Source organism: Mesorhizobium sp. NPDC059025, assembly GCF_042739655.1.
Taxonomy (GTDB): Bacteria; Pseudomonadota; Alphaproteobacteria; order Rhizobiales; family Rhizobiaceae; genus Mesorhizobium.
Window position 1 is genome coordinate 352,797 of the sequence record NZ_JBHYIM010000004.1, and the last position, 26,753, is coordinate 379,549.

25 protein-coding genes are annotated in these 26,753 nt (G+C 62.2%); 14 read left to right on the forward strand and 11 right to left on the reverse strand.

Translation table 11 applies throughout. The features are described 5' to 3' along the window. Positions 1-26: 26 nt before the first annotated feature. Positions 27-1,961, forward strand: coding sequence for an ATP-dependent zinc metalloprotease FtsH (gene ftsH, locus ACFWYE_RS13010; RefSeq protein WP_129412721.1), 1,935 nt, complete (start codon positions 27-29; stop codon positions 1,959-1,961). A gap of 191 nt (positions 1,962-2,152) precedes the next feature. Continuing rightward, on the forward strand, positions 2,153-3,724 hold the full coding sequence (locus ACFWYE_RS13015; protein WP_379111803.1) for a cation:proton antiporter: 1,572 nt from the start codon (positions 2,153-2,155) through the stop codon (positions 3,722-3,724). Here the strand turns inward: ACFWYE_RS13015 and ACFWYE_RS13020 are convergent, their stop codons facing one another. Continuing rightward, positions 3,725-4,363 (reverse strand): TetR/AcrR family transcriptional regulator, encoded by a 639-nt coding sequence (locus ACFWYE_RS13020; RefSeq protein ID WP_379111805.1) that lies wholly within the window; start codon positions 4,361-4,363, stop codon positions 3,725-3,727. Between the two features lie 85 nt (positions 4,364-4,448). Here ACFWYE_RS13020 and ACFWYE_RS13025 point away from each other — a divergent pair, with 85 nt between their 5' ends. Then, a complete protein-coding gene (locus ACFWYE_RS13025) occupies positions 4,449-5,687 on the forward strand; it encodes a parallel beta-helix domain-containing protein (RefSeq protein WP_379111807.1) in 1,239 nt (412 codons plus the stop codon). Next, on the forward strand, positions 5,684-6,745 hold the full coding sequence (locus ACFWYE_RS13030) for an SO2930 family diheme c-type cytochrome (RefSeq protein WP_379111809.1): 1,062 nt from the start codon (positions 5,684-5,686) through the stop codon (positions 6,743-6,745). The genes ACFWYE_RS13025 and ACFWYE_RS13030 overlap by 4 nt, the downstream gene beginning before the upstream one ends. 73 nt (positions 6,746-6,818) lie before the next feature. Here the strand turns inward: ACFWYE_RS13030 and ACFWYE_RS13035 are convergent, their stop codons facing one another. Both ACFWYE_RS13035 and ACFWYE_RS13040 read right to left on the reverse strand, forming a co-directional pair. Further along, complete coding sequence (locus tag ACFWYE_RS13035; protein WP_245488543.1) at positions 6,819-7,409, reverse strand: antifreeze protein; 591 nt, start codon at positions 7,407-7,409, stop codon at positions 6,819-6,821. Between the two features lie 160 nt (positions 7,410-7,569). Further along, complete coding sequence (locus ACFWYE_RS13040) at positions 7,570-8,427, reverse strand: hypothetical protein (protein WP_379111811.1); 858 nt, start codon at positions 8,425-8,427, stop codon at positions 7,570-7,572. Positions 8,428-8,677: 250 nt separating this feature from the next. Between ACFWYE_RS13040 and glmM the strand changes: the two genes are divergently transcribed. Together glmM and ACFWYE_RS13050 are read left to right on the forward strand one after the other, a co-directional pair. Then, positions 8,678-10,030, forward strand: coding sequence for a phosphoglucosamine mutase (glmM, locus tag ACFWYE_RS13045; RefSeq protein ID WP_129412727.1), 1,353 nt, complete (start codon positions 8,678-8,680; stop codon positions 10,028-10,030). Positions 10,031-10,253: 223 nt separating this feature from the next. Then, positions 10,254-11,087, forward strand: coding sequence for an outer membrane protein (locus tag ACFWYE_RS13050; protein ID WP_129412728.1), 834 nt, complete (start codon positions 10,254-10,256; stop codon positions 11,085-11,087). Between the two features lie 70 nt (positions 11,088-11,157). Here ACFWYE_RS13050 and ACFWYE_RS13055 read toward each other — a convergent pair whose 3' ends face one another. Next, positions 11,158-11,511, reverse strand: coding sequence for a DUF1304 domain-containing protein (locus ACFWYE_RS13055; RefSeq protein WP_379111812.1), 354 nt, complete (start codon positions 11,509-11,511; stop codon positions 11,158-11,160). Between the two features lie 136 nt (positions 11,512-11,647). On the opposite strand from ACFWYE_RS13055, the gene ACFWYE_RS13060 reads away from it, so the two are divergent. From ACFWYE_RS13060 to ACFWYE_RS13075, 4 genes are all read left to right on the forward strand, one after another. Continuing rightward, positions 11,648-13,135 carry a carboxypeptidase M32 gene (locus tag ACFWYE_RS13060; RefSeq protein ID WP_379111813.1) on the forward strand — a complete coding sequence of 496 codons (1,488 nt, stop codon included), beginning with the start codon at positions 11,648-11,650 and terminating at the stop codon, positions 13,133-13,135. Between the two features lie 40 nt (positions 13,136-13,175). Then, the gene (locus tag ACFWYE_RS13065; RefSeq protein ID WP_379065816.1) at positions 13,176-13,838 is read left to right on the forward strand and encodes a GntR family transcriptional regulator; all 663 of its coding nucleotides are present in this window, start codon (positions 13,176-13,178) and stop codon (positions 13,836-13,838) included. A gap of 78 nt (positions 13,839-13,916) precedes the next feature. Then, positions 13,917-14,600: a nitroreductase family protein gene (locus tag ACFWYE_RS13070; protein WP_379111814.1), complete on the forward strand. Its 684-nt coding sequence runs from the start codon at positions 13,917-13,919 to the stop codon at positions 14,598-14,600. A 194-nt stretch (positions 14,601-14,794) separates the two neighbouring features. Further along, positions 14,795-15,943, forward strand: coding sequence for an amidohydrolase (locus ACFWYE_RS13075; protein WP_379111815.1), 1,149 nt, complete (start codon positions 14,795-14,797; stop codon positions 15,941-15,943). Positions 15,944-15,946: 3 nt separating this feature from the next. Here the strand turns inward: ACFWYE_RS13075 and ACFWYE_RS13080 are convergent, their stop codons facing one another. Then, positions 15,947-17,746 (reverse strand): ABC transporter transmembrane domain-containing protein, encoded by a 1,800-nt coding sequence (locus ACFWYE_RS13080; RefSeq protein ID WP_379111816.1) that lies wholly within the window; start codon positions 17,744-17,746, stop codon positions 15,947-15,949. Positions 17,747-17,920: 174 nt separating this feature from the next. Here ACFWYE_RS13080 and rpmE point away from each other — a divergent pair, with 174 nt between their 5' ends. Both rpmE and ACFWYE_RS13090 read left to right on the forward strand, forming a co-directional pair. Beyond that, the gene (gene rpmE, locus ACFWYE_RS13085) at positions 17,921-18,142 is read left to right on the forward strand and encodes a 50S ribosomal protein L31 (RefSeq protein WP_379065824.1); all 222 of its coding nucleotides are present in this window, start codon (positions 17,921-17,923) and stop codon (positions 18,140-18,142) included. A 120-nt stretch (positions 18,143-18,262) separates the two neighbouring features. Then, on the forward strand, positions 18,263-19,579 hold the full coding sequence (locus tag ACFWYE_RS13090; protein WP_379111817.1) for an MFS transporter: 1,317 nt from the start codon (positions 18,263-18,265) through the stop codon (positions 19,577-19,579). Here ACFWYE_RS13090 and ACFWYE_RS13095 read toward each other — a convergent pair. Continuing rightward, on the reverse strand, positions 19,565-20,197 hold the full coding sequence (locus ACFWYE_RS13095; RefSeq protein ID WP_379065827.1) for a TetR family transcriptional regulator: 633 nt from the start codon (positions 20,195-20,197) through the stop codon (positions 19,565-19,567). The genes ACFWYE_RS13090 and ACFWYE_RS13095 overlap by 15 nt on opposite strands. A gap of 122 nt (positions 20,198-20,319) precedes the next feature. Here ACFWYE_RS13095 and ACFWYE_RS13100 point away from each other — a divergent pair, with 122 nt between their 5' ends. Both ACFWYE_RS13100 and ACFWYE_RS13105 read left to right on the forward strand, forming a co-directional pair. After that, positions 20,320-21,159: an NAD(P)H-binding protein gene (locus tag ACFWYE_RS13100; protein WP_379111818.1), complete on the forward strand. Its 840-nt coding sequence runs from the start codon at positions 20,320-20,322 to the stop codon at positions 21,157-21,159. A 13-nt stretch (positions 21,160-21,172) separates the two neighbouring features. Then, positions 21,173-21,652, forward strand: coding sequence for a DUF1772 domain-containing protein (locus ACFWYE_RS13105; protein WP_379065831.1), 480 nt, complete (start codon positions 21,173-21,175; stop codon positions 21,650-21,652). Positions 21,653-21,779: 127 nt separating this feature from the next. On the opposite strand, the gene ACFWYE_RS13110 is transcribed toward ACFWYE_RS13105, so the two are convergent. The 5 genes from ACFWYE_RS13110 to ACFWYE_RS13130 form a co-directional block, all read right to left on the reverse strand. Continuing rightward, positions 21,780-22,073, reverse strand: a complete 294-nt coding sequence (locus ACFWYE_RS13110; protein WP_379065833.1) for a SelT/SelW/SelH family protein — start codon at positions 22,071-22,073, stop codon at positions 21,780-21,782. A 149-nt stretch (positions 22,074-22,222) separates the two neighbouring features. Then, positions 22,223-22,972, reverse strand: coding sequence for a YebC/PmpR family DNA-binding transcriptional regulator (locus tag ACFWYE_RS13115; RefSeq protein ID WP_379065835.1), 750 nt, complete (start codon positions 22,970-22,972; stop codon positions 22,223-22,225). A 235-nt stretch (positions 22,973-23,207) separates the two neighbouring features. Continuing rightward, entirely contained in the window at positions 23,208-24,254 is a 1,047-nt protein-coding gene (locus tag ACFWYE_RS13120; protein ID WP_379111991.1) for an extracellular solute-binding protein, read from the reverse strand. A gap of 104 nt (positions 24,255-24,358) precedes the next feature. Then, positions 24,359-25,651, reverse strand: a complete 1,293-nt coding sequence (locus ACFWYE_RS13125) for a flavin monoamine oxidase family protein (RefSeq protein ID WP_379111820.1) — start codon at positions 25,649-25,651, stop codon at positions 24,359-24,361. Then, positions 25,651-26,727: an ABC transporter substrate-binding protein gene (locus tag ACFWYE_RS13130; protein ID WP_379111822.1), complete on the reverse strand. Its 1,077-nt coding sequence runs from the start codon at positions 26,725-26,727 to the stop codon at positions 25,651-25,653. The genes ACFWYE_RS13125 and ACFWYE_RS13130 overlap by 1 nt, the downstream gene beginning before the upstream one ends. Positions 26,728-26,753: the final 26 nt, after the last annotated feature.

Below are 26,753 nucleotides of genomic sequence, written 5' to 3' on the forward strand. Positions count from 1 at the left end.
TAAACCGGGCGCCAACGGGACAATCGATGAATCCGAACTATCGTAATCTCGCGCTCTGGGCGATTATAGCGGTGCTGCTGATCGCTCTCTTCAATCTGTTCCAGACGCCGCAGACCCGTGGGGCTTCCACGGACGTTCCTTATTCGCAGTTCCTGCAGGATGTCGCCTCGGGACGCGTCAAGGCGGTGACGATCGCAGGTGAGCGCATCTCCGGTACCTATGCCGACAATGCGGCTGGCTTCCAGACCTACTCGCCCGGCGATCCCACGCTGGTCTCGCGGCTCGAGGAAAAGAACGTCGTCATCAACGCCCGTCCTGAAACTGACGGCTCCAACACGCTGTTCGGCTACCTGATCTCGTGGCTGCCGATGATCCTGATCCTCGGCGTGTGGATTTTCTTCATGCGCCAGATGCAGTCCGGCTCCGGTCGCGCGATGGGCTTTGGCAAATCCAAGGCCAAGCTGCTCACCGAGGCGCATGGCCGCGTCACCTTCCAGGATGTCGCCGGCGTCGACGAAGCCAAGCAGGATCTGGAAGAAATCGTCGAATTCCTGCGCGACCCGCAGAAGTTCCAGCGGCTAGGTGGCAAGATTCCGCGCGGCGTGCTGCTGGTCGGCCCTCCCGGCACCGGCAAGACTCTGCTGGCCCGTTCGGTTGCCGGCGAAGCCAACGTGCCGTTTTTCACCATCTCCGGTTCGGACTTCGTCGAGATGTTCGTCGGCGTCGGCGCGAGCCGCGTCCGTGACATGTTCGAGCAGGCCAAGAAGAACGCTCCCTGCATCATCTTCATCGACGAAATCGATGCGGTCGGCCGTCATCGCGGCGCCGGCCTCGGCGGCGGCAATGACGAGCGCGAGCAGACGCTGAACCAGTTGCTGGTCGAGATGGATGGCTTCGAGGCCAACGAGTCTATCATCCTGATCGCTGCCACCAACCGTCCCGACGTGCTGGATCCTGCGCTGCTGCGTCCGGGCCGCTTCGACCGCCAGGTCGTCGTGCCCAACCCCGACATCGTCGGCCGCGAGAAGATCCTGAAAGTGCATGTCCGCAACGTGCCGCTGGCGCCGAATGTCGACCTGAAGACGGTCGCGCGCGGTACGCCGGGCTTCTCGGGTGCCGACCTGATGAACCTCGTCAACGAGTCGGCGCTGATGGCGGCGCGGCGCAACAAGCGCCTCGTCACCATGCAGGAGTTCGAGGACGCCAAGGACAAGATCATGATGGGCGCGGAGCGCCGTTCCTCGGCCATGACGCAGGCCGAGAAGGAGCTGACCGCCTATCACGAGTCCGGCCATGCCATCCTGGCGCTCAACGTGCCGGCGGCTGACCCCCTGCACAAGGCGACCATTATTCCGCGCGGCCGTGCGCTGGGCATGGTCATGCAGCTTCCCGAGGGCGACCGCTACTCGATGAGCTACAAATACATGATCTCGCGCCTTGCCATCATGATGGGCGGCCGCGTGGCAGAGGAGTTCAAGTTCGGCAAGGAGAACATCACCTCCGGCGCCTCGTCGGATATCGAGCAGGCGACGAAGCTTGCGCGCGCCATGGTCACGCGCTGGGGCTTCTCCGACAAGCTCGGGCACGTCGCCTATGGCGAGAACCAGGAAGAGGTGTTCCTCGGTCACTCCGTGGCGCGTACGCAGAACGTGTCGGAAGAGACCGCGCAGATCATCGACGCCGAGGTGCGCCGCCTGATCGACGAAGCCTATTCGACCGCCAAGACGATCCTGACCAAGAAGAAGAAGGACTGGATCGCGCTGGCCGAAGGCCTGCTCGAATACGAGACGCTTTCCGGTGACGAGATCAAGCAGTTGATCGCGGGCCAGAAGCCGTCGCGTGACCTTGGCGACGATACGCCGACCGCGCGCGGATCGGCTGTGCCGAAGGCCGGTACGGGTGGCCGCCGCAAGAAGGGGCCGGAGCCTGAAGGCGGCATGGAACCGCAGCCGTCGAACTAAGGCTTGCACGGATTGATTGAAAACGCCGCGACCTCGTCGCGGCGTTTTCTTTTGAGGACCGTGCTTGTCGATGCTTGCGAATGGGGCTGAAGACGAGCTTCGCAATCGCCGCTATTGTCACCGGAAGCGTTCGTGTTCACGAGCGCCAAGCCCCGAAGTCCCACGCTGGAAGGACACGGACCGGTACGGCCATGCAGACATTCGAATGGATCATCGCGCTTCTGCTTGGCGCCGCGCTGCTTTCGGCGCTGGCGAGACGGCTGGCCGTGCCGTATCCGACTTTTCTTGCCGTCGGCGGTGTGCTGATCCCGTTTCTGCCAGGCAGTCCGCAATGGACGCTTGATCCACATCTGGCACTCGCTCTGTTCGTGGCGCCGGTGCTGGTCGATTCCGCCTACGACACTTCCCTGCGCGATCTTCGCGACAACTGGCTACCGGTGACCGGCCTCGTGCTGATGGCTGTCGGCTTGACCACGCTCGCCGTGGCCCTGGCGGCGCGATGGCTGGTGCCGGACATGCCGTGGCCAGTCGCCGTCGCGCTCGGCGCCATCGTAGCGCCACCGGACGCGGCAGCGGCGACCGCCGTCATGCGACAGGTCAAGCTGCCGCACCGGCTCCTGAAGATCCTCGAAGGCGAAAGCCTGCTCAACGATGCCAGCGCGCTGCTGCTCTACAAGCTGGCCGTCATGGCGGTGCTGGGGGGCGGGCTTTCGCTGTCGAGCGGTGTGCCGGTTTTCCTGCTGACGGTGTTCGGAAGCGTGGCGGCCGGATATGTGCTGGCGCGCGTGCTCACGCCGGCCCTGCGCTTCGAAGATTTCCCGACTTCGATCATCGCCCAGTTCACCGTCACCTTCGGCGTCTGGATTGCTGCCGAAGCGATCGGCCTGTCCGGCATCCTGACCATCGTCGTCTATGCGATGACGATCGCCAACACGCGTGGGCCAAGCATGCCGGCCAGGCTGCGAGTGCCGGTCTATGCTGTCTGGGAAGCGGTCGTCTTCATCCTCAACGCCATGGCCTTTGTGCTCATCGGCATGCAGCTCGGCCCGATCTGGGAGCGGCTGACGCCAGATATGCGCGGCAACTACGTGCTGTTTGCGGCGACCATCCTTGCCGTCGTCATTCTCACGCGCTTCGCCTGGGTGATGAGCTACAACAAGCTGATCCGCTGGCGCATCGAGCGCTATGGCTTCAATCCGCCGCGGCCCATGTCGAGGCCGACACGCGCGAGCGGCATCGTGATCTCCTGGGCCGGCATGCGTGGCATCGTCACCCTCGCCGCGGCCTTTTCGATACCCGAGACGATGCGTGACGGATCACCTTTCCCTTATCGTGATCTCATCCTGTTTGCCGCATTCGCTGTGGTCTTCGGCACGCTGGTGCTGCAGGGGCTGACCTTGCGGCCGCTGATCCTGTGGCTGGGCCTTTCCGACGACGACCCCGTTGGACGGGAGGTGCGGCACGGACGCGTTGAAGCCTACAAGGCAGCCGTTGCAGCCATCGGGGAGGAAGACAGTCTCGCGGCCAGGCTGTTGCGCAAGGAATACGGTGCCATTGTCGAGCTATGCGAGGTCGGGGGCGAGCCTTATCAGGCGGCAGGTCTGCCAGGTGGTGCCCTGCGGCTTCAAGCCATCACCGCTGCCCGCGCCCGCGCAATCGAACTGAGGCGGACCTTCGTCATCGGCGACGACGCATTCCATGTGTTGGAAGAAGAACTCGACTGGGCTGAACTCAGCGCGGTCGGGCGAAGCGCTCCTGCCTGATCAGGCAGCCTGCCGGCCAATTCGCTCCACCATCAGCGCGACATGGGCTTCGATCTCTTCGCGCAGGCTGGCACGGGCATTGCCATCGCTGGTGACGAGGTAGAGGTCGACCATCGTGCTGACCATCACGCTCAGAAAGCGCAACCGTACTGGCTCGAGGCTTTCCGGGCCCGTTGCATAGCGTGCGAGGAAAGGCACAAGCAGGTCGCCTGTGATGCCGGTATGGGCATCGGTTTGCTGGTCGGTCTCGATCGGCCGGATGGACCGCATTGCCGCGAGCAGGCCGGTATGGGCAGGAATGGAGTCGGCCTCTTCCAGATAGCGTGAGAGCAGGGCGCGGGCGGCGTCGACTGCCTTCATATCCGAAGGCAGTGCGTCGAGCGTTGCAAGGCACTGTGCGACGATGCGTGCAACAGTTGCTTCGTAGGCGGCAAGCAGCAAGGCCTCCCGGTCGATAAAATACCGGTAGATCGTGCCGACCGCGACGCCGGTTTCGGCGGCGATGCGGGTTGTCGTTACCGCGTCATGTCCATCCGAGGCGACAACGCTTTCCACGGCTTCGAGCAAGGCGGTGCGCGTTTTCAGCGCGCGGCGCTGGCGTGGTTCAACAGGTTTCGAGCGGGCGGTCGGACGATCCATAAGTGAAACATTTTCATCTTTGTTGACAGCTGTCCAGCGCGGGCGCATTGTCCGGACAAAACGACGCTGCGCAAGGGAGAGGGCGATGCGTTCAACCAAGGTGCGGGCAGCACTGTTTCTTGGGTATGTGGCCTTCCTGGCTGCACCCGCTTCCGCAGCGGAGATTGCTGTTGCTGCCGGAGATGGCGCGGCGGAGAAACTCGTCGAGGCGCTGATTTCCGCGCAACCGGGCGACACCGTCGCGATCGGCCCGGGGCGCATCGAGTTGACCGAAGGTCTGTCGCTCGACGCCGATGACGTGACCGTCAAAGGCGCAGGCCCCGATCAGACGATCCTTTCGCTGAAAGGCCAGACCGGTTCGGGCGAAGGGCTGCTCGTCACCTCGGATCGCGTTGTGCTGGAAGACTTTGCAGTCGAAGACGCCAAGGGTGACGGTGTCAAATCCAAAGGTTCAAAACAGATCACCTTCCGCAATCTGCGCGTTGAATGGACGAACGGACCGAACGAGAAAAACGGCTCCTACGGCGTTTATCCCGTCTCCTCCAAGCATGTGCTGATCGACAGGGTTACCGTGCGCGGTGCCTCCGACGCCGGCATCTATGTCGGCCAGAGCGAGGACATCATCGTGCGCAACTCAAGAGCCGAATACAATGTCGCGGGCATAGAGATCGAAAACTCCATGCGCGCCGACGTCTACAAGAATGTCGCGACCCACAACACCGGTGGCATTCTGATTTTCGATCTGCCCAACCTGCCGGTGCAAGGTGGCCACGACATCCGTGTCTTCGACAATGATGTCGTGGACAACGACACGGCGAATTTCGCCCCCAAGGGGAATACCGTGGCGATGGTGCCGAAAGGCACCGGCATCATGGTGATGGCGAACCGCAACGTGCATGTGTTCGGCAATCGCCTGTCGGGCAACGGCACCACGCATGTGCTGATCGGTGCCTATCCCAAGGACTACGATGACAAGAACTACATGTTCGTACCGCGGGGTGTCTTCGTGCACGGCAACACCTATGGCGAAGGCGGCAACGCACCCGACGGCGAAGTGGGCAAGATGATCACCGACATCTCAGGCACACCCGTACCGGACATTGTCTGGGATGGCGTGACAAGGATTCCCGAATATCTAAGCTGGGTTTCCGCCGAGAACCAGGTTTACGTCGACGAGGCGGAAGGCACGAGCTTCGTCAATCTGAAAATGCTGTCGCAGTTGCTGCTGCCCTGGGGTTGGTGGCCCGATACCGATATTACAGCCTACAAGGGCAGCTTGCCTGAACCGGCGCCCGTCAAACTGCCACAGGACGGCGGGGCGTGAGATTTGCCAGGCTTGCAAGGCCCCTGGTTGTGGCAGCGGGAGTGATTGCCTCGCTGACCGTTTCCGCTCGAGCCGTTTCCGAAACGGCAATTCTCGGTGCAACGCCGCCGAAGCAATTGTCCGAGTTCGGTTTCTTCGAAGACCTGCAAAAACAGACGCCGGCGTCCGGTGTCGTGCCGTTTCGCCTGGCGACGCCGCTGTTTTCGGATGGCGCCGAGAAGTTCCGTTTCGTCTATGTACCCAATGGCGAGGCCGTGAAGTACGATCCCACGGAAGCCTTCGATTTTCCGGTGGGAACTGCGCTGGTCAAGACTTTCGCCTTTCCTGCAGACTACAGAAAACCGGGCGAGAAACTGCGGCTGATCGAGACCCGGGTCCTGTTGCATCATGCGGATGGCTGGTTGGCCTGGGCTTATCTGTGGAACGACCAGCAGACCGACGCCACGCTGAAGATTGCCGGCGCGAAGGTTGCGATCGCTACGATCGGAGCCGATGGGACGCCGCTATCGTTCGACTATTCGGTACCCAACAAGAACCAATGCAAGGCATGCCATGCCTTCAACGGCAAGATCACGCCGCTCGGTCCGAAGGCTCGCAACCTGAACATCGACTACGCTTATGCGAACGGAGCCGAGAACCAGCTTGCCCATTGGCGTGCGGCTGGCCTACTTGCCGGAATGCCTGAAACTGCGGAAATACCGGCCGCCACCGATTGGCGCGATGATGCTGCGCTCCTTGAGAAACGGGCCCGCACATGGCTGGACGTCAATTGTGCGCACTGCCATCGTGCTGAAGGACCAGCCAGCAATACGGGCCTGTTCCTGACATATGGCGAGAATGTACCGGTGCGGTACGGTGTGTTGAAGCGGCCGGCTGCGGCAGGGCGAGGTTCTGGCGATCGCGAATTCGATATCGTGCCCGGTGAGCCCGATCGTTCGATCGTGACTTACCGCGTCGAAAGCACGGCACCCGGCGTGATGATGCCTGAACTCGGCCGGCATATAGCCGATCCGGATGCGGTCAAGCTGCTTGCCGACTGGATCGCCTCGTTGCGTTAGCTGCAACGGATGTGCGGGCAAAGAAAAAGGGTCGCCAACCTCGTGGTTCGCGACCCTTTGATGTCCAATCAGGTTAGGCTGGCTGAGTGGCTTTCAGCCGCTTGCTGCAAATGCTGTAGTAGCCGCCGCCTTTCTGGATCCAGCGCAGCCCGTTCAGCGTGCCTGCCTCCTTGTTGGCGTGATACTGCTTCAGGCAGGAATGCATGCGCGCCTTCGACGGCGTTTCGTCCTTGAAATCGGCAGCGATCTCAGTCGGGAAGGTAACGCCGGCCGGTGCTTCCGCCGGATTCGCCAAGGCCGAAGCGGCGGATGCCTCTTTCTTGTCCAGCGTGTGGCCGCATTCCGCGGTCCGATATTCGTCCCAGCCGCGACCGTTCAGTTCATCGTTGCGCTTGGCTTCCTGGTAGCGGGCGCCGCACTCCTTGAAGGAAACGAAGGCAACCTTCTCCGCGGTGACGGCAGTTGCAGCGTCACCTGCATCAGCCGTGTCGGAACCGCATTCCGCCTTGCGGAAAGCAGTCCACGTCATTCCATTGAGTGTGTCGGCATCCTTTGCGGCCTGATATTTGGCGCTGCACTCTTTCATCGTCAGCGCGCTGGCCGGCATGACGCCGAGTGGAAACAAGATAGTCGCGGCAGTGGCCGCCAGATAAAGAACTCGCATGCAACCTCCCGATGCGTGAGCTAGTAAACGCTGTTTGTATACTATTTGTTCTTCTTACGTTCCACAAGAATCTCACTGTCGGGACAAAAAAAGAATCGCGTGAGCGAAACTCACGCGATTCCTTGTACTTGACGCTGATTTGGCGCTGAAGCGCCGTCGGTCAGCTCTTCAGGCGGGCGTTACAGAGGCTGTAGTAACCGCCGCCCTTCTGGATCCACTTGAGGCCACCGAGGGCATTGTTGTCCTTGGCGGTGTAGTACTGGTCGAGGCAGGTGTGCATACGTGCCTTGCCCGGCGACTCGGACGAATACTTCTTCGCAACCGCGCTCGGGAACTTGACGCCGCTCGGCGCCTTGGCCGTCGGGGTTTCCGGGTCGCTGGTGTAGGTGGCTTCGTCGGCCGCAGGCACGGAGTCGTCGTCATTGGCGCCTGCGCTGCAATTTGCCTTGCGGAAGTCGTTCCACTTCTGGCCGCCCAGCGTACCGCCGCTCTTGGCTGCTTGGTACTTGGTCGAGCACTCGGCCATGGTCAGGCCCTTGCCGCCAGCGGCAGCGTCAGCCGCCTTGGTCGAAGCCTTGGCAGGCTTGGCCGGGGCAGCGGTTGTGTCGACTGCTGCACTCGCGCCCGGGCCACACTGAGCCTTGCGGAAGTCGTTCCATTTCAAGCCATTCAGCGTGCCGGCGGCCTTGGCAGCCTGGTACTTGGCCGAGCATTCCTTGGCGGTCAGGCCCTTTGCCGTGTCATCGCTCGCTGCAGCGGCTTTTTTTGCCGGCTTGCTGGTGTCCTCGGCAGCGGCCTTTGCCTTCTTGGCCGGCTTGGCTTCCTCGGCTGCGCTGGCATCGGTGCCGCACTGCGCCTTGCGGAACTGGTTCCAGGTCTGGCCGGCGAGCGTGCCGGCGTCCTTGGCCGCGTTATATTTGGTGCTGCACTCGGCCATCGTGAGTGCGCTGGCCGGCTGGGCCAGGAACAGGGTCACGACGGCAAGGCCCGTCAATGTAGCAAGTCGATCGATGAGCATAGCGTTCTCTCCGTTGTGCCACTCACAATCAATCCCATGCGAGCAATAGCGCGCAAGCCATGCCTGCGCTAGTGCAGCAGCCGCATCTCCTCCCGCACTTATCGGCGAGCATTGTGACCATTGCGTCGCATTTTTGGCGGGGCAACAAATTTCTAAGATTCATGACATACTATAACACAAAGTGATGGCTTGGCACCGGGCAGTTGTGGCATTAGCAGCCTTCGGGCAAACAGCCAGGGACGTGTAGTAGATGTCGGGACGTTATTTCGGAACGGATGGTATTCGCGGTCGCGCGAACAAGTTCCCAATGACGGCGGAAATCGCCATGAAGGTCGGCATGGCTGCCGGTCTTTCCTTCCAGCGTGGCAGCCATCGTCACCGCGCCGTGCTCGGCAAGGATACCCGCCTTTCCGGCTACATGATCGAGAACGCGCTGGTGGCCGGCCTGTGCGCCGCCGGCATGGACGTGTTCCTGCTCGGACCGATCCCGACGCCGGGCGTCGCCATGCTGGTGCGCTCGCTGCGTGCTGATATCGGCGTGATGATCTCGGCCTCGCATAATCCTTACCACGACAATGGCATCAAGCTGTTCGGCCCGGATGGCTACAAGCTTTCCGACGAGATCGAGGAGCGGATCGAAAGCATGCTCGACGAGGATGTCGAGATGGCCCTGGCCGATTCCGACAGCCTTGGCCGCGCCAAGCGCGTCGATGGCGTTCACGACCGCTACATCGAATTCGCCAAGCGCACCCTGCCACGCGCCATGTCGCTGTCGGGTCTGCGCATTGTCGTCGATTGCGCCAACGGCGCTGGCTACAAGGTCGCGCCCGCCGCGCTCTGGGAACTCGGTGCCGACGTTGTCGCCATCAATGTCGAGCCGAACGGTTTCAACATCAACAAGGAATGCGGCTCCACCCATCCGGCCGAGCTGCAGAAGAAGGTCCACGAGGTTCGGGCCGACATCGGCATCGCGCTGGACGGCGATGCCGATCGCGTTGTCATCGTCGACGAGAATGGCATGGTCGTCGATGGTGATCAGATCATGGCGCTGATCGCCGAATCCTGGCACCAGAACGGCCGCCTGGCCGGCGGCGGCGTGGTTTCCACCATCATGTCCAATCTCGGCCTGGAGCGCTTCCTGACCGGTATGAAGCTGCAGCTTCACCGCACCAAGGTCGGTGACCGCTATGTCGTGGAACATATGCGCGCGAATGGCCTCAATGTCGGCGGCGAACAGTCTGGCCATATCGTGCTGTCCGATTTCTCGACCACCGGCGACGGCCTGGTCTCGGCGCTGCAGGTACTCGCCTGCGTCAAGCGCCAGAACCGTCCGGTCAGCGAACTGCTCAAGAAATTCGAGCCAGTGCCGCAGGTGCTGAAGAATGTGCGTTTCTCCGGCGGCAAGCCGCTGGAAGAGGCCCCGGTCAAGGCCGCGATCGAAGAGGCACAGAACCGCCTCGGCAAGAAGGGTCGCCTGGTCATTCGCCCTTCGGGTACCGAACCGCTCATCCGCGTCATGGCCGAGGGCGACGACCCCAAGCTGGTCGAGGACGTCGTCAACGACATTATCGGTGTGATTTCCGAGGCGCGCAGCGCCGCCTGAGTTCGTTTCGTTTCCTTCGCGACAAGGCTGAATCTCACGACCCGCTTCGGCGGGTCGTGAGCGTTCTGGCGAAGTCTTCGCCAGAACGTTTCGAGAGAAATCTAGACGAGTATAGTTAACTGATACGGTTAAACGCCTTTTAACCTTTGCAATTCATTATCCACACCCGAGGTCAATCATGTTCGGGCGCGATCCGTGCTCCGACGTCTCAAGGGTGACAAGGATGTACAATTTCGGAAGGAAGGCAGCCGTGGCCGGCTTGCTGCTGTCCGGCCTCGCCGCGCCGGCGCTGGCGGCGGATCTGGCCGAGCCGCCGGTGGTGGAAGCCCCACCCGTCGCGGCGCCGGTCTATGAAGAAGCCGAGTATGGCGGCTGGTACATCCGTGGTGATCTCGGCTACCGCAAATCCAATATGAGCAGCCCGGAATATGTCCTTCCTGGTGGCTTTGTCGGGACCTTCGACACGCACAAGCTGAAGGGCGGCTTCTCGATCGGTGGCGGCGTTGGCTACCAGGTCACCAAATACTTCCGCACCGACGTTACCCTGGACTACTGGTCGAAGACCAAGTTCAACGGTGGCACGTCGGGTTTTTGCGGCACGGGCCTGCCCTGTACGTCGACCGACACCAGCTCCTATTCGGCGCTGCTCCTTTTGGCTAACGCCTATGTCGACATCGGCACCTGGCACGGCATCACACCTTATGTCGGCGCCGGTATCGGTGGTGCGAACCTTAAATGGAACACCCTGGTCAACAAGGACCCGGATGGCGAGTTCGAGCACGAAGGCAAGAAAGGCTGGCGTTTCGCCTACGCAGTCATGGCCGGTGCTTCCTACTGCCTGACCGACACCACCAAGCTCGATGTCGGCTATCGTTACAGCCACATCAACGGTGGCGGCATGTTCGGTTACAAGGTCGGCGGTGGCCCCGGCTTCGACAAGGGCATCAATACGCACGAAGTGCGTGCTGGCCTGCGCTATCAGTTTGGTGGCCGCTCAGATTGCGCGCCGCCCCCGCCCGTCTATGTGCCGGAGCCGGAACCGGTCTACACGAAGTAATCCCTGCCTCGAAAATTTCAGAACCCGCCCGGCAATGCCGGGCGGTTTTTCGTTCAGGGGAACCGACCGATCACCAGCCCAGCCACAGCGCGATCAGCGCCAGCGTAGCCGGGATAGCCTGGATGTAGAGGATCTTGCGGTTTGCCGTGGCCGCGCCATAGAGCCCGGCAACCAGGACGCAGAGCAAGAAGAAGGTCTTTACCTGGAAGCCGGCTTCGCCGAGATACAGTCCCCAGATCAGCCCTGCCGCAAGGAAGCCGTTGTAAAGGCCCTGATTGGCCGCAAGAACCTTCGAGGCCGTGGCGAATTCGGGGGTCAGGCCGAAAGCCTTGTGGCCGCGCGGCGTGTCCCACAGCACCATTTCCAGATAGACGATGTAGACGTGGATCAGCGCGACCAGGCCGACCAATATGTTCGCGATCATTGTCTCCCCCTTGCCCGTCAAGATCGCGGATGTTCCCGCAAGCGAGCGTTTCGCGCAAGCCGTGCGGATAGGGTTGCCATCGCTCGCGGCTTGATGTCTGTTCGCGCCAACCCCATTCATGATCCCTGGTGAAGCAATGTCGTTCAAGAAACTGGATGAACTCGGCCGCAAGCTCGAGGCCCTGGAGCATGCCCAGGCCATTCTGGGTGCCGACGAGGCGACCCACATGGCGGTCGGTGGCGGCGAGAAACGGGCGGAGGCAATGGCCACGCTGGCCGGCATGTATCATCGCCAGGCCACGGCGCCGGAGATTGCAGACTGGATTGCCGGCGCTGCGGCTGAAGCGCTGGATGCAGACCAGCAGGCAGCACTGCGGGAATTCGAGCGTCAGTACATCAATATGACTTGCCTGCCGGCAGAGTTCGTGGAGCGGCAGACGGCGGCGCGGTTGCGTTCGGAGCAACTGTGGCGGGAACTGCGTGCCAGGAACGACTGGATGGGTTTTCGCCCCGCGCTCGAGAACATCGTTGCGCTGGTGCGCGAGGAGGCGGGCTTGCGGGCCGCCGTGCTCAAGCTGTCGCCCTACGACGCCTTGATGGAGCAGTACGATCCGGGCAATCGCGCCGCGGACATCGCGCCGGTTTTCGCCGAACTCAAGACCTTCCTGAAGGACTTCGTGCCGGAAGCGCTCGCCGTTCAGAGCGAAAACCTGGCGAAACGGCCACTCAAGCCGCTGTCGGGAGTCTATCCGATCGACAAGCAGCGCGAACTGGGCCTGGCGATGATGGCGGCCGTCGGCTTCGACCTCAACCACGGCTCGCTTTCGGTGTCGCATCATCCGTTCTGCGGTGGCGTGCCGACCGATGTGCGCATCACTACTCGCTACAAGACCTCGGATTTCCTGTCGGCGCTGATGGGGGTGCTGCACGAAACCGGCCATGCGCTCTACGAGCAGAACCTGCCCAAGGAGTGGTCGCACTGGCCGCTCGGCAAGGCACGCGGCATGGCGGTACATGAAAGCCAGAGCCTGTTCGTGGAAAAGCAGCTCGGCCGCAATCCGGCCTTCTGGCGCTGGGCGCTGCCGGTGGTCGAGCAGCATCTCGGCGAGGCCTGGACGCTGGAAGACCTCCTGCCGCATGTGCATCGCGTCGAGCGCGGGCTGATCCGCGTCGATGCGGATGAGGTCACGTATCCGCTGCATGTCATATTGCGTTTCGAACTGGAGCAGGATCTGGTTTCGGGCAGGCTCGAGGTCGCCGACCTGCCCGAGGCGTGGGACGCCAAGATGCGCGACTATCTGGGGCTTTCGACCATCGACAATGCTGCCGACGGCCCGATGCAGGACGTGCATTGGCCCTCGGGCGCCTTCGGCTATTTTCCTTCCTATACGCTCGGCGCCATGATGGCCGCCCAGCAGTGGGCGGCGTTGACCAGAGAACATCCGACGGCGGACGAGGATATCGCCCGTGGCGATTTCGACGCAGTCAATGCCTGGCGGCGGGAGCGGATCTGGTCGCTGGGGGCGCGCTACTCGACGCCCGAGCTTCTCGAACGCGCCACCGGTGAAAAGCTGAACGCAGCGCATTTCATCACGCATCTGAAGCGGCGCTACGGCAAGTCATGATAGGCTCATTGCTGACAGCAACAATGCCGGGCTGCTTCTGGTGACGGACCGCGATCCTCTTTCGACCGCCCAGCAGATCGCGTCCGCCATCACGCAGGCCGTGCGCGGCGGCCATCTCGTGCCGGGCCAGCGCCTCACCGAGACCGAACTCGCTTCCCGGCATGGCGTGTCGCGGTCGTCGGTCCGTGAAGCCTTCCAGCGGCTGACTGTGGACGGGCTTCTGGCCTTCGAGCCGCATCGAGGGGTGACGGTGCGCCGGCTGTCACGCAAGGAGGTCGATGACCTGTTTGCCGTTCGAAGTTCCCTGGAGGCGCTGGCCGTCGGCCTTGCCCTGCCGGCACTGCAAGCGGAACCAGCCAGACTGTGGGCGCTTCAGGCTGAGATGGATGATGCCGTCTCGGCAAACGACATGGCGAAGTTCTCCGACGCCAACACGCGTTTTCATGCGCTGTTTCCAGCGGCCGCCAACAACGCTGTGCTGGCCGAGACACTGACCAGGTTGTCCAATTCGCTCTATTGGCTGCAGTTCCGCATGCTGGTCGATCGCGAGGACGTCTTTGCCAGCAACGCGGAACATCGACGGATCGTCGAAGCTGTCCTGGCTGACGACAGGCGAATTGCGGAAACCGCGATGCGCGAGCATGTCGTTGCCTCGGGCGCGCTCATCCAGAGGCTGTCCGACGATCATTTCGCACCGGCCTGACCGGCTTTAAAAGGTTGGACTTGCGCATTCCTGGATTGTCGGACAATATTGTTGGACAATCTTGAGGAGCATTGCGCGATGAAGCCTACAACGAGCTATCAGCCGATTCCGCTGCCGGACTTTCAGGAGCTTCCGCTTGAAACCATGCGAGCGAATGCGGAAGCCTTCTATGCGGAAATGCGCGCGCGCCATACGGTGCGCGAATTCTCCACCAGGCCGGTCCCGCGCGACATCATCGAAACCTGCATCCTGACGGCAGGCACCGCGCCCAACGGCGCCAACCACCAGCCCTGGCATTTCGCGGTGATCGGCGATTCCGCGATCAAGAAGCGCATCCGCGAGGCGGCCGAGATCGAAGAGCGCGCCTTCTATGAGGGCAGGGCCGGCGAGGAATGGCTGGCCGCGCTGACACCGCTCGGCACCGATGCCGACAAGCCATTCCTGGAGGAGGCTCCCTGGCTCATCTGCATTTTCGGCGAGCGCCGCAGCCGCTCCGCCGATGGCGTGCTGCGCAAGAACTACTATGTGCCGGAATCGGTTTCGATCGCGACCGGTCTTCTGATCACCGCCATCCACCGCGCCGGCCTCGTCGCGCTGACGCATACGCCGAACCCGATGAGCTTCCTGAACGAGATCTGCGGCCGCGACCCGCATGACAAGCCCTACATCCTGATGGTCGTCGGTTATCCGAAGGAAGGCGCCACCATTCCGCAACATGCGGTTGAAAAGAAACCGTTGGCGGAAATCGCGACCTTTCTCTGATCGAGAGCAATTCCAGGAAAAGTGTGCCACGGTTTTCCATCTGGAATTGCGCAAAAACAATGAGCGAGAGCGTTTCCGTCAAAACGGAAACGCTCGAGGGCGCGCCTGGAGGGCCGTTTTCCAGCAGCTGCCCCTTCCGATCCGCAACGTCCGGCGCCATCCTGTCCGCGATGAAGCCGGATGAGGAGGACGCATTGTCGCTTACCAACCAGGACCTGATCGAGCTCACGGCTTGGCGGCGCAGACTGCACCAGCATCCCGAGGTCTCGAACGAGGAGGAGGCGACGGCCAAAGAGGTGGTTGCCTTTCTCGCCGATACCGGGCCGGATAAAATCCTGACAAGGCTGGGCGGCCATGGCGTCGCCATGATCTATGACAGCGGCAAATCGGGCCCAACGGTTCTCTTCCGCTCCGAACTCGATGCGTTGCCGATCGAAGAACTGTCCGGTGTGGAGCATTCGTCGCTGGTACCGGGCAAGTCGCATATGTGCGGCCATGACGGACACACCACGATCCTGGCTGCCCTTGGACGCCAGTTCGGACGCAGCCGCCCCCGGAAGGGGCGTGTCGTTCTGATGTTCCAGCCGGCCGAGGAGACCGGCGATGGCGCTGTCGGTGTGGTGGCCGATCCGCGCTTCGGCGAGATCGCTCCGGATTTTTCTTTTTCGCTGCACAATCTGCCTGGCATTCCGTTCGGCGAGGTTCGTGTGAAACCCGGCGTCGTCAACTGCGCCTCGCGCGGCATGCGCATCGTGCTGGAGGGCAAGACGGCACATTCCTCGATGCCCGAAACCGGCACGTCGCCGATGCTCGCGATAAGCCAGCTGATGCCTGCACTGGCAAGGCTTGGTGGCGGTGCTTTCAGCGACGACGGTTTCGGCATGGTGACCGTAACCCATGCCACGATGGGCGCGGCGGTGTTCGGGGTGGCGCCCGGCCGCGCCGAAGTGTGGGCGACACTGCGGACACGATTGGACGGGCGGATGGCAGGCTTGTGCGCCGCCGCCGAAGCGCTGGTGGAGCGGGCCGCCAGTGAAGCCGGTCTGACCTTTGCTATCGACTATCATGAGATCTTCGTTGCCAGCATGAATGCGCCGACGGCCGTCGAGCATCTGCACACGGCGCTCGATCAGGAAGGTGTCGCCTACAGCGAAGACAGCCTGCCGATGCGTGCTTCCGAGGACTTCGGCATCTTTGGGCGCGCCGCGCCCTCAGCGATGTTCTTCCTGGGAGCCGGGGAACGGCACCCGGCGCTACACAACCCGGACTACGATTTTCCGGACGACCTGATCCCGATAGGCTCAAGGATTTTCATGCGCACCGCACGCAACTTGCTGGGATAGCAGCTACTCCGCCGCGCCCATGAAGGCGCTGGCGCCGGTTTCGAACTGCAGCTTGGCGAGCCTGGCGTAGATGCCGCCCTTGGCCACGAGGCTCTTGTGCGTGCCTTCCTCGACGATACGTCCGCCGTCCATGACGAGGATCCGGTCGGCCTTCAACACAGTCGCCAGCCGGTGCGCGATGACGAGGGTGGTGCGACCCTGCATCAGATGTTCGAGCGCTTCCTGCACGAGCGTTTCGCTTTCGGCATCGAGCGCGGAGGTTGCCTCGTCGAGCAGCAGGATCGGCGCGTCGCGCAGGATGGCGCGCGCGATCGCAATGCGCTGGCGCTGGCCACCAGACAAGGTGACTCCACGTTCGCCGACTTGCGTGTCATAGCCGTCCTGCAGCTTGAGGATGAATTCTTCGGCAAGAGCTGCCTTGGCCGCCGCCTCGATCTCGGTATTGCCAGCCCCCGGCCTGCCGAAGGCGATGTTGTCACGTACGCTGGCGGCAAAGATCGTGACGTCCTGCGGCACGATGGCGATGCGCTGGCGAAGCGCGAGCGGATCCGTTTGCGTCAGGTCGATCCCGTCGAGCTTCACCGAGCCTGTCTCGGGATCGTAGAAACGCAGGATCAGCGAGAAAACCGTGCTCTTGCCGGCGCCCGACGGGCCAACGATGGCGACCGTTTCGCCTGGCTTTACCGAAAAGCCCAGGTCGTGCACGGCGGCGCGATCGGGTCTCGCCGGGTAGGAGAAGGAGACATCGCTGAATTCGATGGCGCCCTTTGCCTTGACCGGCAGCGCGCGCGGCTGTGCCGGCGCTTCGATGCCGGGTTTCTCTGCAAGGATTTCCGTGAGCCGTTCAGCTGCGCCCGCCGCTTGCGACAGCTCGCCCCACACTTCAGACAGCGCGCCGAGGGCGCCGGCTGCAAAGACTGAATAGAGCAGGAACTGACCAAGCGTACCGGGCGACAGCGTGCCGTCGAGCACGTCGCGCGAGCCGAACCACAAAACCGCGACCACCGAAGAAAACACCATGAAAATGGCGAAGAAGGTGAGCAGCGCGCGGGCAAGAACGGAGGCGCGGGCGGCCGCAAAAGCGGCTTCGACAGCAGCGGAAAAGCGGCCGGTGACCAATCCTTCGTTGGTGAATGCCTGCAGTGTGCGCACGGCGCCGATCTGCTCGCTGGCATAGGCGGTGGCGTTGGCCAGCGTGTCCTGCGCCTGCCGGGAACGACGGCGCACCGAACGGCCGAAGGCGACCAGCGGCAGCACGATGACGGGGATCGCCGCAATGACGAGGCCAGAGAGCTTCGGGCTCGTCACCACCATCATAGCCAGCGCACCAAGGCCAAGGATGACATTGCGCAGCGCCACCGAAGCGGTCGCGCCCACGGCCGACTTCACCTGCGTGGTGTCTGCGGCGAGCCGCGAGACGATTTCGCCCGATTGCGATGTGTCGAAAAAGGCGGGCGACAAAGTGGTGACATGCGAAAATACGTCGCGGCGAATGTCGGCGACGACACGTTCGCCAAGGGTGATGACGAAATAATAGCGACCGGCGGATGCCAGTGCGAGCACTGCGGCCATCACCATCAGCATGCCGAAATAGCTGGCGATGAAGGCGGAATCGGAACTGGAGAACCCGTTGTCGATCATGCGCCGCACGGCAAGCGGCAGCGCCAGTGTGGTGACGGCCGCCAGCACCAGCGAAATGCTTGCGCCGACCACCAGGCCGCGATAGCGGGCGATATAGGGAAAGACCCGCCGAAGCGGCTGGAGCGAGCGTCTGCGCTCGTCTGCGCTGGTAGGGTCAGCCATCGTCCCGGTTCCTGTCCGAATTGGCTCCGGCGCGGCCTTGTGATTCAATTTCGCCTGTTGTATAGGCACGCCGACCGTTTTTGAAGCCGTGGCTCCTCAATAGCTGCGGCTTCGAGTTTTAAAAAGGGGCGCATCGCCGCAGGGCCGCCGTCCCACCTAGCCAGGACAAGAGCGATGAAGGCTGACATCCATCCCGACTACCACACCATCAAGGTCGTCATGACCAATGGCACCGAGTACCTGACCCGTTCGACCTGGGGCAAGGAAGGTGACACGATGAACCTCGACATCGATCCCTCGACGCATCCGGCCTGGACCGGCGGCCAGCAGACGCTGCTCGACCGCGGTGGCCGTCTGTCGAAGTTCAAGAACAAGTTCGCCAATCTCGGCATCTAAGCCGGAACCGCGATACGGATCCAAAAACCCGCCCTCAGGGCGGGTTTTTTGTTGCGGGTCGACGCGGGTTGCATCGGGACGTGAACTGGCCGATCCTGCCATCGGGGGCAGGGAGGTCATGTGTCGGACACCGCTCTGCATTTCGACGATGCACGTCGCCGGATCAAAGCCATCTTCATCGGTTCGATCGGCAATCTGGTCGAATGGTATGATTTCTACGCCTATACGGCGTTTGCGCTCTATTTCGCGCCGGCTTTCTTTCCCTCGCATGACCCCGTCGTCCAGCAGCTGAACGCTGCGACGCTGTTTGCCGCCGGCTTCATCGTGCGGCCACTCGGCGGCTGGCTGTTTGGCCATATCGCCGACCGCTACGGGCGTCGATTGTCGCTCACCATTTCGGTGCTGATGATGTGTTTCGGTTCGCTGATCATCGCGTTCACGCCGACCTACGCGACAATCGGCTTTGCCGCGCCGGTGCTTCTGGCGCTGGCCCGTGTCATCGAAGGCCTCAGCCTCGGCGGCGAATATGGTGCGAGTGCCACCTATCTCAGTGAGGTCGCCGATCCGAACCATCGCGGTTTCTACTCCAGCTTCCAATATGTGACGCTGATCGGCGGGCAGCTGTGCGCGATCCTGGTCCTGCTGCTGCTGCAGAATGTGTTCCTGACCCATGAGCAACTGGTCGACTGGGGTTGGCGTATCCCCTTCGTCATCGGTGCACTGCTTGCCATCTTCTCCGCGGTGATGCGCCGGCAGCTCCATGAAACCGAGGCCTTCGTGGCGACGGCGACCTCGCAGAAGCGCGAGGGCTCGCTGCGCGGGCTGAGGAAGTTCCCGCGCGAAGTGGCGATCGTGGTTGGACTGACCGCTGGCGGTACGGCCGCCTTCTACACGTTCACGACCTATATGCAGACCTTCGTCAAGCAGACGGTCGGCCTGTCGGACCTCACCACCACCTATGTGATCGCCGGCTCGCTGATCTTCGCGGCGATCCTGCAGCCGATCTATGGATTGATTTCCGATCGTATCGGTCGCAAGCCGCTGCTGATCTTCTTCGGCGTCGCCGGCACCGTCCTGACGGTGCCGATCCTGACGATGCTGTCAACGACGACGTCGCCCTTCGTCGCCTTCCTGCTGATCTGCGGTGCGTGGATATTCACGGCCGGCTACACCTCGATCAATGCGGTGGTGAAAGCCGAACTGTTCCCGACCGCGGTCCGCGCCACCGGCGTCGGCGTGCCCTATGCGTTGACGGTCTCGATCTTCGGCGGCACCGCACCGGCAATCGCGCTGTGGTTCAAGCAGCAGGGCCACGAACAGTGGTTCTATCATTATCTGGCCGGCGTCATCTTCGTCTCGCTGCTGGTCTATTCGACCATGCGCGACACCAAGCACACGTCCGCAATGGATGAGCGCGCGGCTTCAGCTGCGCGCTAGCTCGCTGAGCGCCATGCGCTTGTAGGCTGTGACCAGCCGGTCGCCCTCGGTGCGGTCGACCGACACCGCCAGCCGCATGGTCGCTTCGCCGAGCTGCCAGATCAGAAAGGCGGAGGTTTCGAGCAGGTCTGGATCCTCGTCCGGGCGCAGGCGTCTGAGCACGGCAAGCAACATGCCGGCATTGGCACGGCTGTGGGCAAGTTCCAGTTCGCGCAGTGCCTTGTCGGCTTGCGTGCCCGACCAGATGTCACGCATCACCGGCTCGGCGAGGAAAATCCCGTAATAGATATCGACCAGTTCCGAGAAGGCCTTTTCCAGACCCTTCCTGTCCTTCACTTCTGCAAGGGCTTCGGAGATGCACGTCTCGCTCTCCTTCTGGTAGCGGTCGGCGAGAGCCCGGATGATGGCGCTCTTGTCGGGAAAGAACTGGTAGAGCGAGCCGATCGACACGCCGGCCTTCTCGGCCACTTCGCCCATGCGCAGAGCGTCGCTGCCCTTTTCCGCGATCAGCGCAGAGGCGACGGCGAGCATTCGTTCCACCCGTTCACGGCTGCGTTTCTGGATCGGCTCGCGGCGCGGGCCGGGTATGTCCTGAACGATGGCCGAGACGCTTTCCATGATCTTTCCTCGAATGCCGGCGGGCGGTTGCCGGAAAATTCCCGCTTGACTCTCACAATATGAGGATTTATCACATTTTGCAAACGCGAGGATTGCTCACGTTTGTGACATGGAGAGAAAAGATGACCAGCAAGACATCGAAGCCCGTCCTGATCCTTGGCGGCACCGGCAAGACCGGCCGCAGGCTGGCTGAGCGGCTCAAGGCAAAGAACATCCCGGTCCATATCGGCTCGCGTTCGGCACGTCCGGCCTTCGACTGGACTGACAAGACAAGCTGGGCAGGCGCCCTCGAAGGCGTAGGTGCCGTCTACATCAGCTACTATCCCGACATCGCCGTGCCTGGCGCCGCGGAAACCGTCGAGGAGTTTGCCAGGCTGGCCGTGAGCCGCGGCGTACGCCGGCTGGTACTTCTGTCCGGCCGCGGCGAAGCGGAGGCGCAGCGCGCAGAAGAGATGGTCAAGGCCACCGGCGCCGACTGGACGATCCTGCGCTGCGCCTGGTTTGCGCAGAATTTTTCCGAAGGCGCCTTCCTGGACGGCGTGCTGGCGGGACAGATTTCCATCCCCGCCGCCGAGATCGGCGAACCCTTCGTCGATGTCGACGATATCGCGGACGTGGCGGCGGAAGTCCTGTCGAACGATGGGCATGTCGGTGAGTTGTACGAGCTTACCGGACCGCGGCTCCTGACTTTCCGCGAGGCCGTCGCCGAGATCTCCAGTGCCGCCGGCCGCGACGTGGGCTTCAGCCGCGTCTCGCCGGAAGCATTCAGGGCTGAACTCGAGGCTTACGAAACGCCAGCCGAGGTCGTCTGGCTGCTCGACGAACTGTTCGGACAGGTGCTCGACGGCCGAAATGAACACGTCACCGACGGTGTCCAGCGGGCTCTTGGTCGTGGACCCAAAGACTTTTCCGCCTATGTGCGCGAAACTGCCGCCACCGGCGTGTGGCATGTGAATCTCTGAGAGGGAGAGAAAGATGTTTGCTCAGATCGTAATCGCCATCACTTTCATTGCCGCCCTTGGCAGCGGCCTCATGGCGGGCCTGTTCTTCGCCTATTCCAATTCGGTGATGCCGTCGCTGGCGCAAGTGCCGGTACCGCAGGGCGTGCTGGCCATGAACACCATCAACACGGTGATCCAGAACCCGCTGTTCCTGTCCATCTTCATGGGCACGGCACTACTGGCGCTGTTCCTCGTGCTGGCAGCCCTGCTCGGATGGGGAGTCGCGCGGCCCAGCTGGGTGCTGATCGGCGCTGCGCTCTACATCGTCGGCAACATCATCGTCACCATGGTCATCAACGTGCCGATGAACGACGCACTGGCTGCCACCGCGCCCGACAGTCAGGCTGCCGCGCAGCTTTGGGCCGTCCATCTCGATCGCTGGGTGTTCTGGAACCATGTGCGTGCCTTCGCATGCACCGGCGCGCTGGCGGCCTTCATCGCGGCGCTGATGTAAGTTGCTCGGCGCTGCTGGAAAATCCGCCGTCTCGGGTTGAGGTGGCGGATTTTTGCTGCAGCCAGCCAGGATTGCAAAGACCGTGCTGCTGGCACCCCAAAAGGGCCAGCGTCGAACCGGCTGGAAATCAGGTTTTCTTGCGATCGGAATGGCCGAGATCGCGCTCGGGGTCGATTACATCACGCACGAGCTGTTTCAATTTGGCCGCGTCGGGAAAACCGCCATCGCGCTTGCGCTCCCAGATCAGCTCCTCGTTGCAGGTAATGGTGAATACGCCGCCGGTGCCCGGCACCAGGACCACCTCGCCGAGGTCGGTGGCGAAAGTCGACAGCAGCTCCTGCGCCATCCAGCCGGCACGCAGCAGCCACTGGCACTGTGTGCAATAGGTGATGACGATGCGGGGGCGTGGAGCGTCGGTCATCCAAACCTCGTAAAGCAATTCCAGCAAAAGTGCGCAGCGATTCTGCGTCCGGACTTGCGTAAAACAAAGAACCAGAGGGTTTCCGGAAAAGCGGAAACGCTCCGGATACGACAGAAAAGAAAACGCCCCGGCGTGCCGGGGCGTCTGGATCAGGCCGCGCTGAGCTTGGCCAGGGTCGCGTCGTCGACCTCGAAATTGGCGTAGACGTTCTGGACGTCGTCGTCGTCCTCGAGTGTCGCCACCAGCTTCATCAAGGACTGGGCACGTTCCTCGTCGACCTGGATGTTGTTCTGCGGACGCCAAATGGCTTTCACCGACTCAGCTTCGCCGAGTGCGCTTTCCAGGGCCTTCGACACTTCACCGAGATTTTCGAAGGCGCAGTAGATGGTGTGGCTTTCGTCGTCGGTCTCGACGTCGTCGGCGCCGGCTTCGATCGCAGCTTCCATCACCTTGTCGTCGCTGCCGACCTTGGCCGGGTAGACGATTTCGCCGATGCGATCCCACATGAAGGAGACCGAGCCGGTTTCGCCGAGCGCACCGCCGGCCTTGGTGAAGGCGGCGCGCACATTGGAGGCCGAGCGATTGCGGTTGTCGGTCAGCGCCTCGACGATCAGGGCAATGCCGCCGGGGCCGTAACCCTCGTAGCGCACTTCCTCATAGCTTTCGGCATCGCCGCCAGAGGCCTTGGAGATGGCGCGTGCGATGTTGTCCTTCGGCATGGACTCGGCCTTGGCGTTCTGGATCGCCAGGCGCAGGCGTGGGTTCATCGCGGGATCGGGCAGCCCCTGCTTGGCAGCGACGGTAATCTCGCGCGCCAGCTTGGAAAAAATCTTCGAGCGGACCGCATCCTGGCGGCCCTTGCGATGCATGATGTTCTTAAACTGTGAATGGCCTGCCATGGCACCCCTGCGGTCGTTAGCGGTTGTCGAACCGTCGTGCGCCGGAATGGCGCGCCAAAAACGATCTGACATATTGATTGGGCAGCGGTTGCGATCCGATGCCGGGATGGCGGGCTTATAAATAAATCGGCTCAAAACGTCCAGATATGCCAAGGCGGCGCGGTGGGTGCGGCCGAACCTTCTTCGAAAAACACGGATCCTTGTCGCCCGCCCGCCGCGGCGCCAGGCAATGGGTTCAATAACCCGCCTTGATCTTCTCGAATTCGGCAACCATGCGCTGTTTCAGCTCCGCCGGCAGCGGCTGCTGGAACAGCGTCTTGTCGAGGAAGGCATCGAGATTGTCGAAGCCACGCTCGGTGAGCAGCTTCTTGTCGATCGCAGCCATGCCGGCGGTATTGCCATGTCCATAACCGAATGTCGTGACCAGGTGGCTGGATACGTTGGGCGCGTTGACGGCGTTCAGGAAATCATAGGCCTCGTCGACATGCGCGGCATCCTTGAGGAGCGCATAACCGCATACCCAGGTGGACAGACCCTCCTTGGTGTCGCGATTCATCTCCAGCGGCACGCCCTGGCTTTTCAGCGTGACATAGGTTTCGGCCCAACCCCAGGCGAGATCGATCTCTCCGCCGGAGAAGGCCTGGTTGATCGAGGTGTCGTCGGTCCAGTAGAAGCGGACGTTCTTGTGCACCTGACGCAGGAAGTCGGAAGCCTCCCTGAACTGTGCATCCGTCATCTGGGTCCAGTCCTTCAGACCGATGACCAGGGAGGCCAGCGCATAGGCATCGTCGACATTGTCGCCGATGGTGACGCGACCCTCGAATTTCGGATCGGCGAAGATGCGGAGCGACTTCGCGTCGTCGGGCGTGACCTTGTCGGTGCGGTAGATGAGGGACGAAGTGCCCCAGTCGAACGGCAGCAGCCAGGCCTTGCCGTCGGCGGTGGTGACAAGGTCCTTCATCTTCATCAGACCGGGGTTGATATCCTTCCAGCCAGAGATCCGTGACGTATCCAGTGGTTGCAGCAGGCCTGCCTCGCGCCATTTGACCACGCTCTGCGCGCAAGGATGGCCGACATCGGCCTTGAAGCCGGCGCGCATCTTCTCGAAGGCCTCATCCTCATCGCCAAAGAAGGAAAAACTTGGTTCCGCACCTTGCTTGGCAGTGTAGTCGGCGTGCAGGAGCGGATCTTCGTAGCCCGACCAGTCGAAGACGATGAGATCGCCGCCGGCTGCAAGTGCCGTGCCTGCTGCAGCGGCGGCCAGCGTGGTGGCCAGGATCATGCGGCGAAAACTGAAGGCCATGACGCGAGAGCTCCCCGATCGCAAACGGCACGCCTGTCGACGGTAGAGCAGTTTTTGCCGGCTGACGAGAGGAAGGCACAAGGCTAAGCCGGCGGATCAAGTCCGACAGGCCGTTCGAAGGCTTCCAGAACCGTTTCGGCGGCGGCGCGGCCGCTGATGATGGCACCCTCGACATAGCCAGGAAACGACAGGGAGAGCTCCGAGCTGGCGAAATGGATGGGCGCCATTCCGGCACGCAGCTCGGCTTCGGCGTCCTGGGCGGAAAAATCGGCGACGATGTCGCTATAACCGCCACCGCTCCACGGATCGTCGATCCAGTCGCGCATGACGACGTCGAGTGGTTCAAGGATGTGCGGTCCGAGTGCGGCGGCGATCCGGGCGAGCACTTCCGCGCGCAAAGCTGCATCCGCCAGTGCACGCAGCTGCAGAGCCAGCGGACCGCCGATGAAAACCACAAGCGCCGGATGCGCGTCGTCCCTGCTGGTGTCGCAGACGAACAGACCATGGATGTCGCGCCACAGAACCATGCCGTTGCGGCCCTGGTCGCGCCAGAACGCACGGGCGTAGCGAAGACGCATCTTGATGACCATGCCGCTACGCCAGGCGCCGAGTGCCTTGGCGAGCTTTGCCGGCAGGGGTGGTGAGAAGGCAATACGGTTTGCCATAACGGGTGGAACCGCGATGACGAGGCGCCTCGCCTGAAAGGAGCCTTCGGCCGTCATCAGGATCACGCCATTTTTGTCGTGCCGGACTTCCCGCACCGGCACTGTAAGCCGGATGCAGTCGCCAAGGTCCGCGGCCAGATCCGCGGCCAGCGCATACATCGTCTCGGCTATGAAGTATTGCAGCTCGGAGACCTCATTGGTGATACGGCGGTCGTTGTCGATGAGATACCAGACCGGGACGGCATCGATCGGCTGGCACCACAGGCCTTCGACCGTCGAGCAGAACGCCGATTTGGCGTGAACATCATCCGGTTGTCGCTGCAGCCAATCCCACACGCTGAGGTCACGCACTGCCGGATCGGTCGGATCGATCGCATTCATGCGATCGCGTATGGCGACATTGGCGTCCCAAAGCGCCTGGCTGTCTTCCTCCGACATTTCCGGTTGCAGCGTGAAAGCGCCGTCGACCGGGGTCGTCACCAATGTCTTGGCATGGCGTTTAACCAGCGCCATCACTTCAGGCATGTCCTCGCACAGGAACTGGCCGCCCCTGTCGTACCACTCCCCAAGGGCATCGGCCCGTGCCTCGACCCGCCCGCCGACACGTCCGCGCGCCTCCAGCACCAGCACGTCCAGTCCTTTGTCGCGCAAGGCAAGCGCTGCCGAAAGGCCGGCAAAACCGGCACCGACAACGATGACGTCGTGAACCATCAATATCCTGCTTTGATCTTCTCGAACTCGGCGATCATCTTCTGCTTGAGTTCCGTCGGAACAGGTGACTGGAAAAGCGTCTTGTCGACGAATTTGTCGACGTCATCATAACCCTTGTCCTTCAGCAATTTCGCGTCGACGGCGGCCATGCCCTTGGTATTGGCCTGGCCATAGCCCCAGTCCTTCACCAGGACGTTGGCGACGTCGGGCTCATTGATCGCATTGAGATAATCATAGGCCTGGTCGGCATCGCCCGGTGCATCCTTCAAGCGAACATAACCACAGACCCAGGTCGAAATGCCTTCCTGGGTATCGGGTTTTGCCTTGATGGGCGAGCCGGCCAGAACGGACTGAGCGGTTGCATCGTTCCAGGCCCAGGCCAGGTCGATCTCGCCGCCGGTCAGCGCCTGCACGATGTTGGTGGTGTCGGTCCAGTAGAGGCGCACGTTCTTGTGCACCTGGCGCAGGAAATCCGATGCCTGTTTGAACTGTTCATCGGTCATCTGGGTCCAGTCCTTGAGCCCTATGACCAGGGAAGCCAGCGCATAGGCGTCGTCGACATTGTCAGGGATGGAGACGCGGCCCTGGAACTTCGGATCGGCAAGGGATTTCAGCGACTGGATGTCTTTCTCGTCCACCTTTTCGGAATTGTAGGTGAGCTGCGAATTGCCCCAGTCCCAGGGCATGAACCAGGCGGTGCCGTCGTCAGACGTGGCGAGGTTCTTCATCTTCATGATGCCGGGGTTGAGATCTTTCCAGGCGCTGATCCTGGAGGTATCGAGCGGCTGCAACAGGCCGGCGTCGCGCCATTTCACGACGCTTTGCGAGCAGGGATGCGCAAGGTCCGCCTTGAAGCCGGAGCGCATCTTCTCGAAGGCCTCGTCCTCATCACCGAAGAAGGTGAAGGTCGGGGCGTCGCCACGCTTCTCGGTGTATTTCGGATGGAACTCGGGCAGCTCATAACCCGCCCAGTCGAAGACGATGAGATCGCTGCCGGCTGCACGCGCGGCTGCCGGTGTCATCAACGTGCTCGCGAAGGCGAGTGCGGTCATCCAATGGCGGATCGTCGTCTGCATGCCAGTTCCCCTTGGTTGCGCGGGCC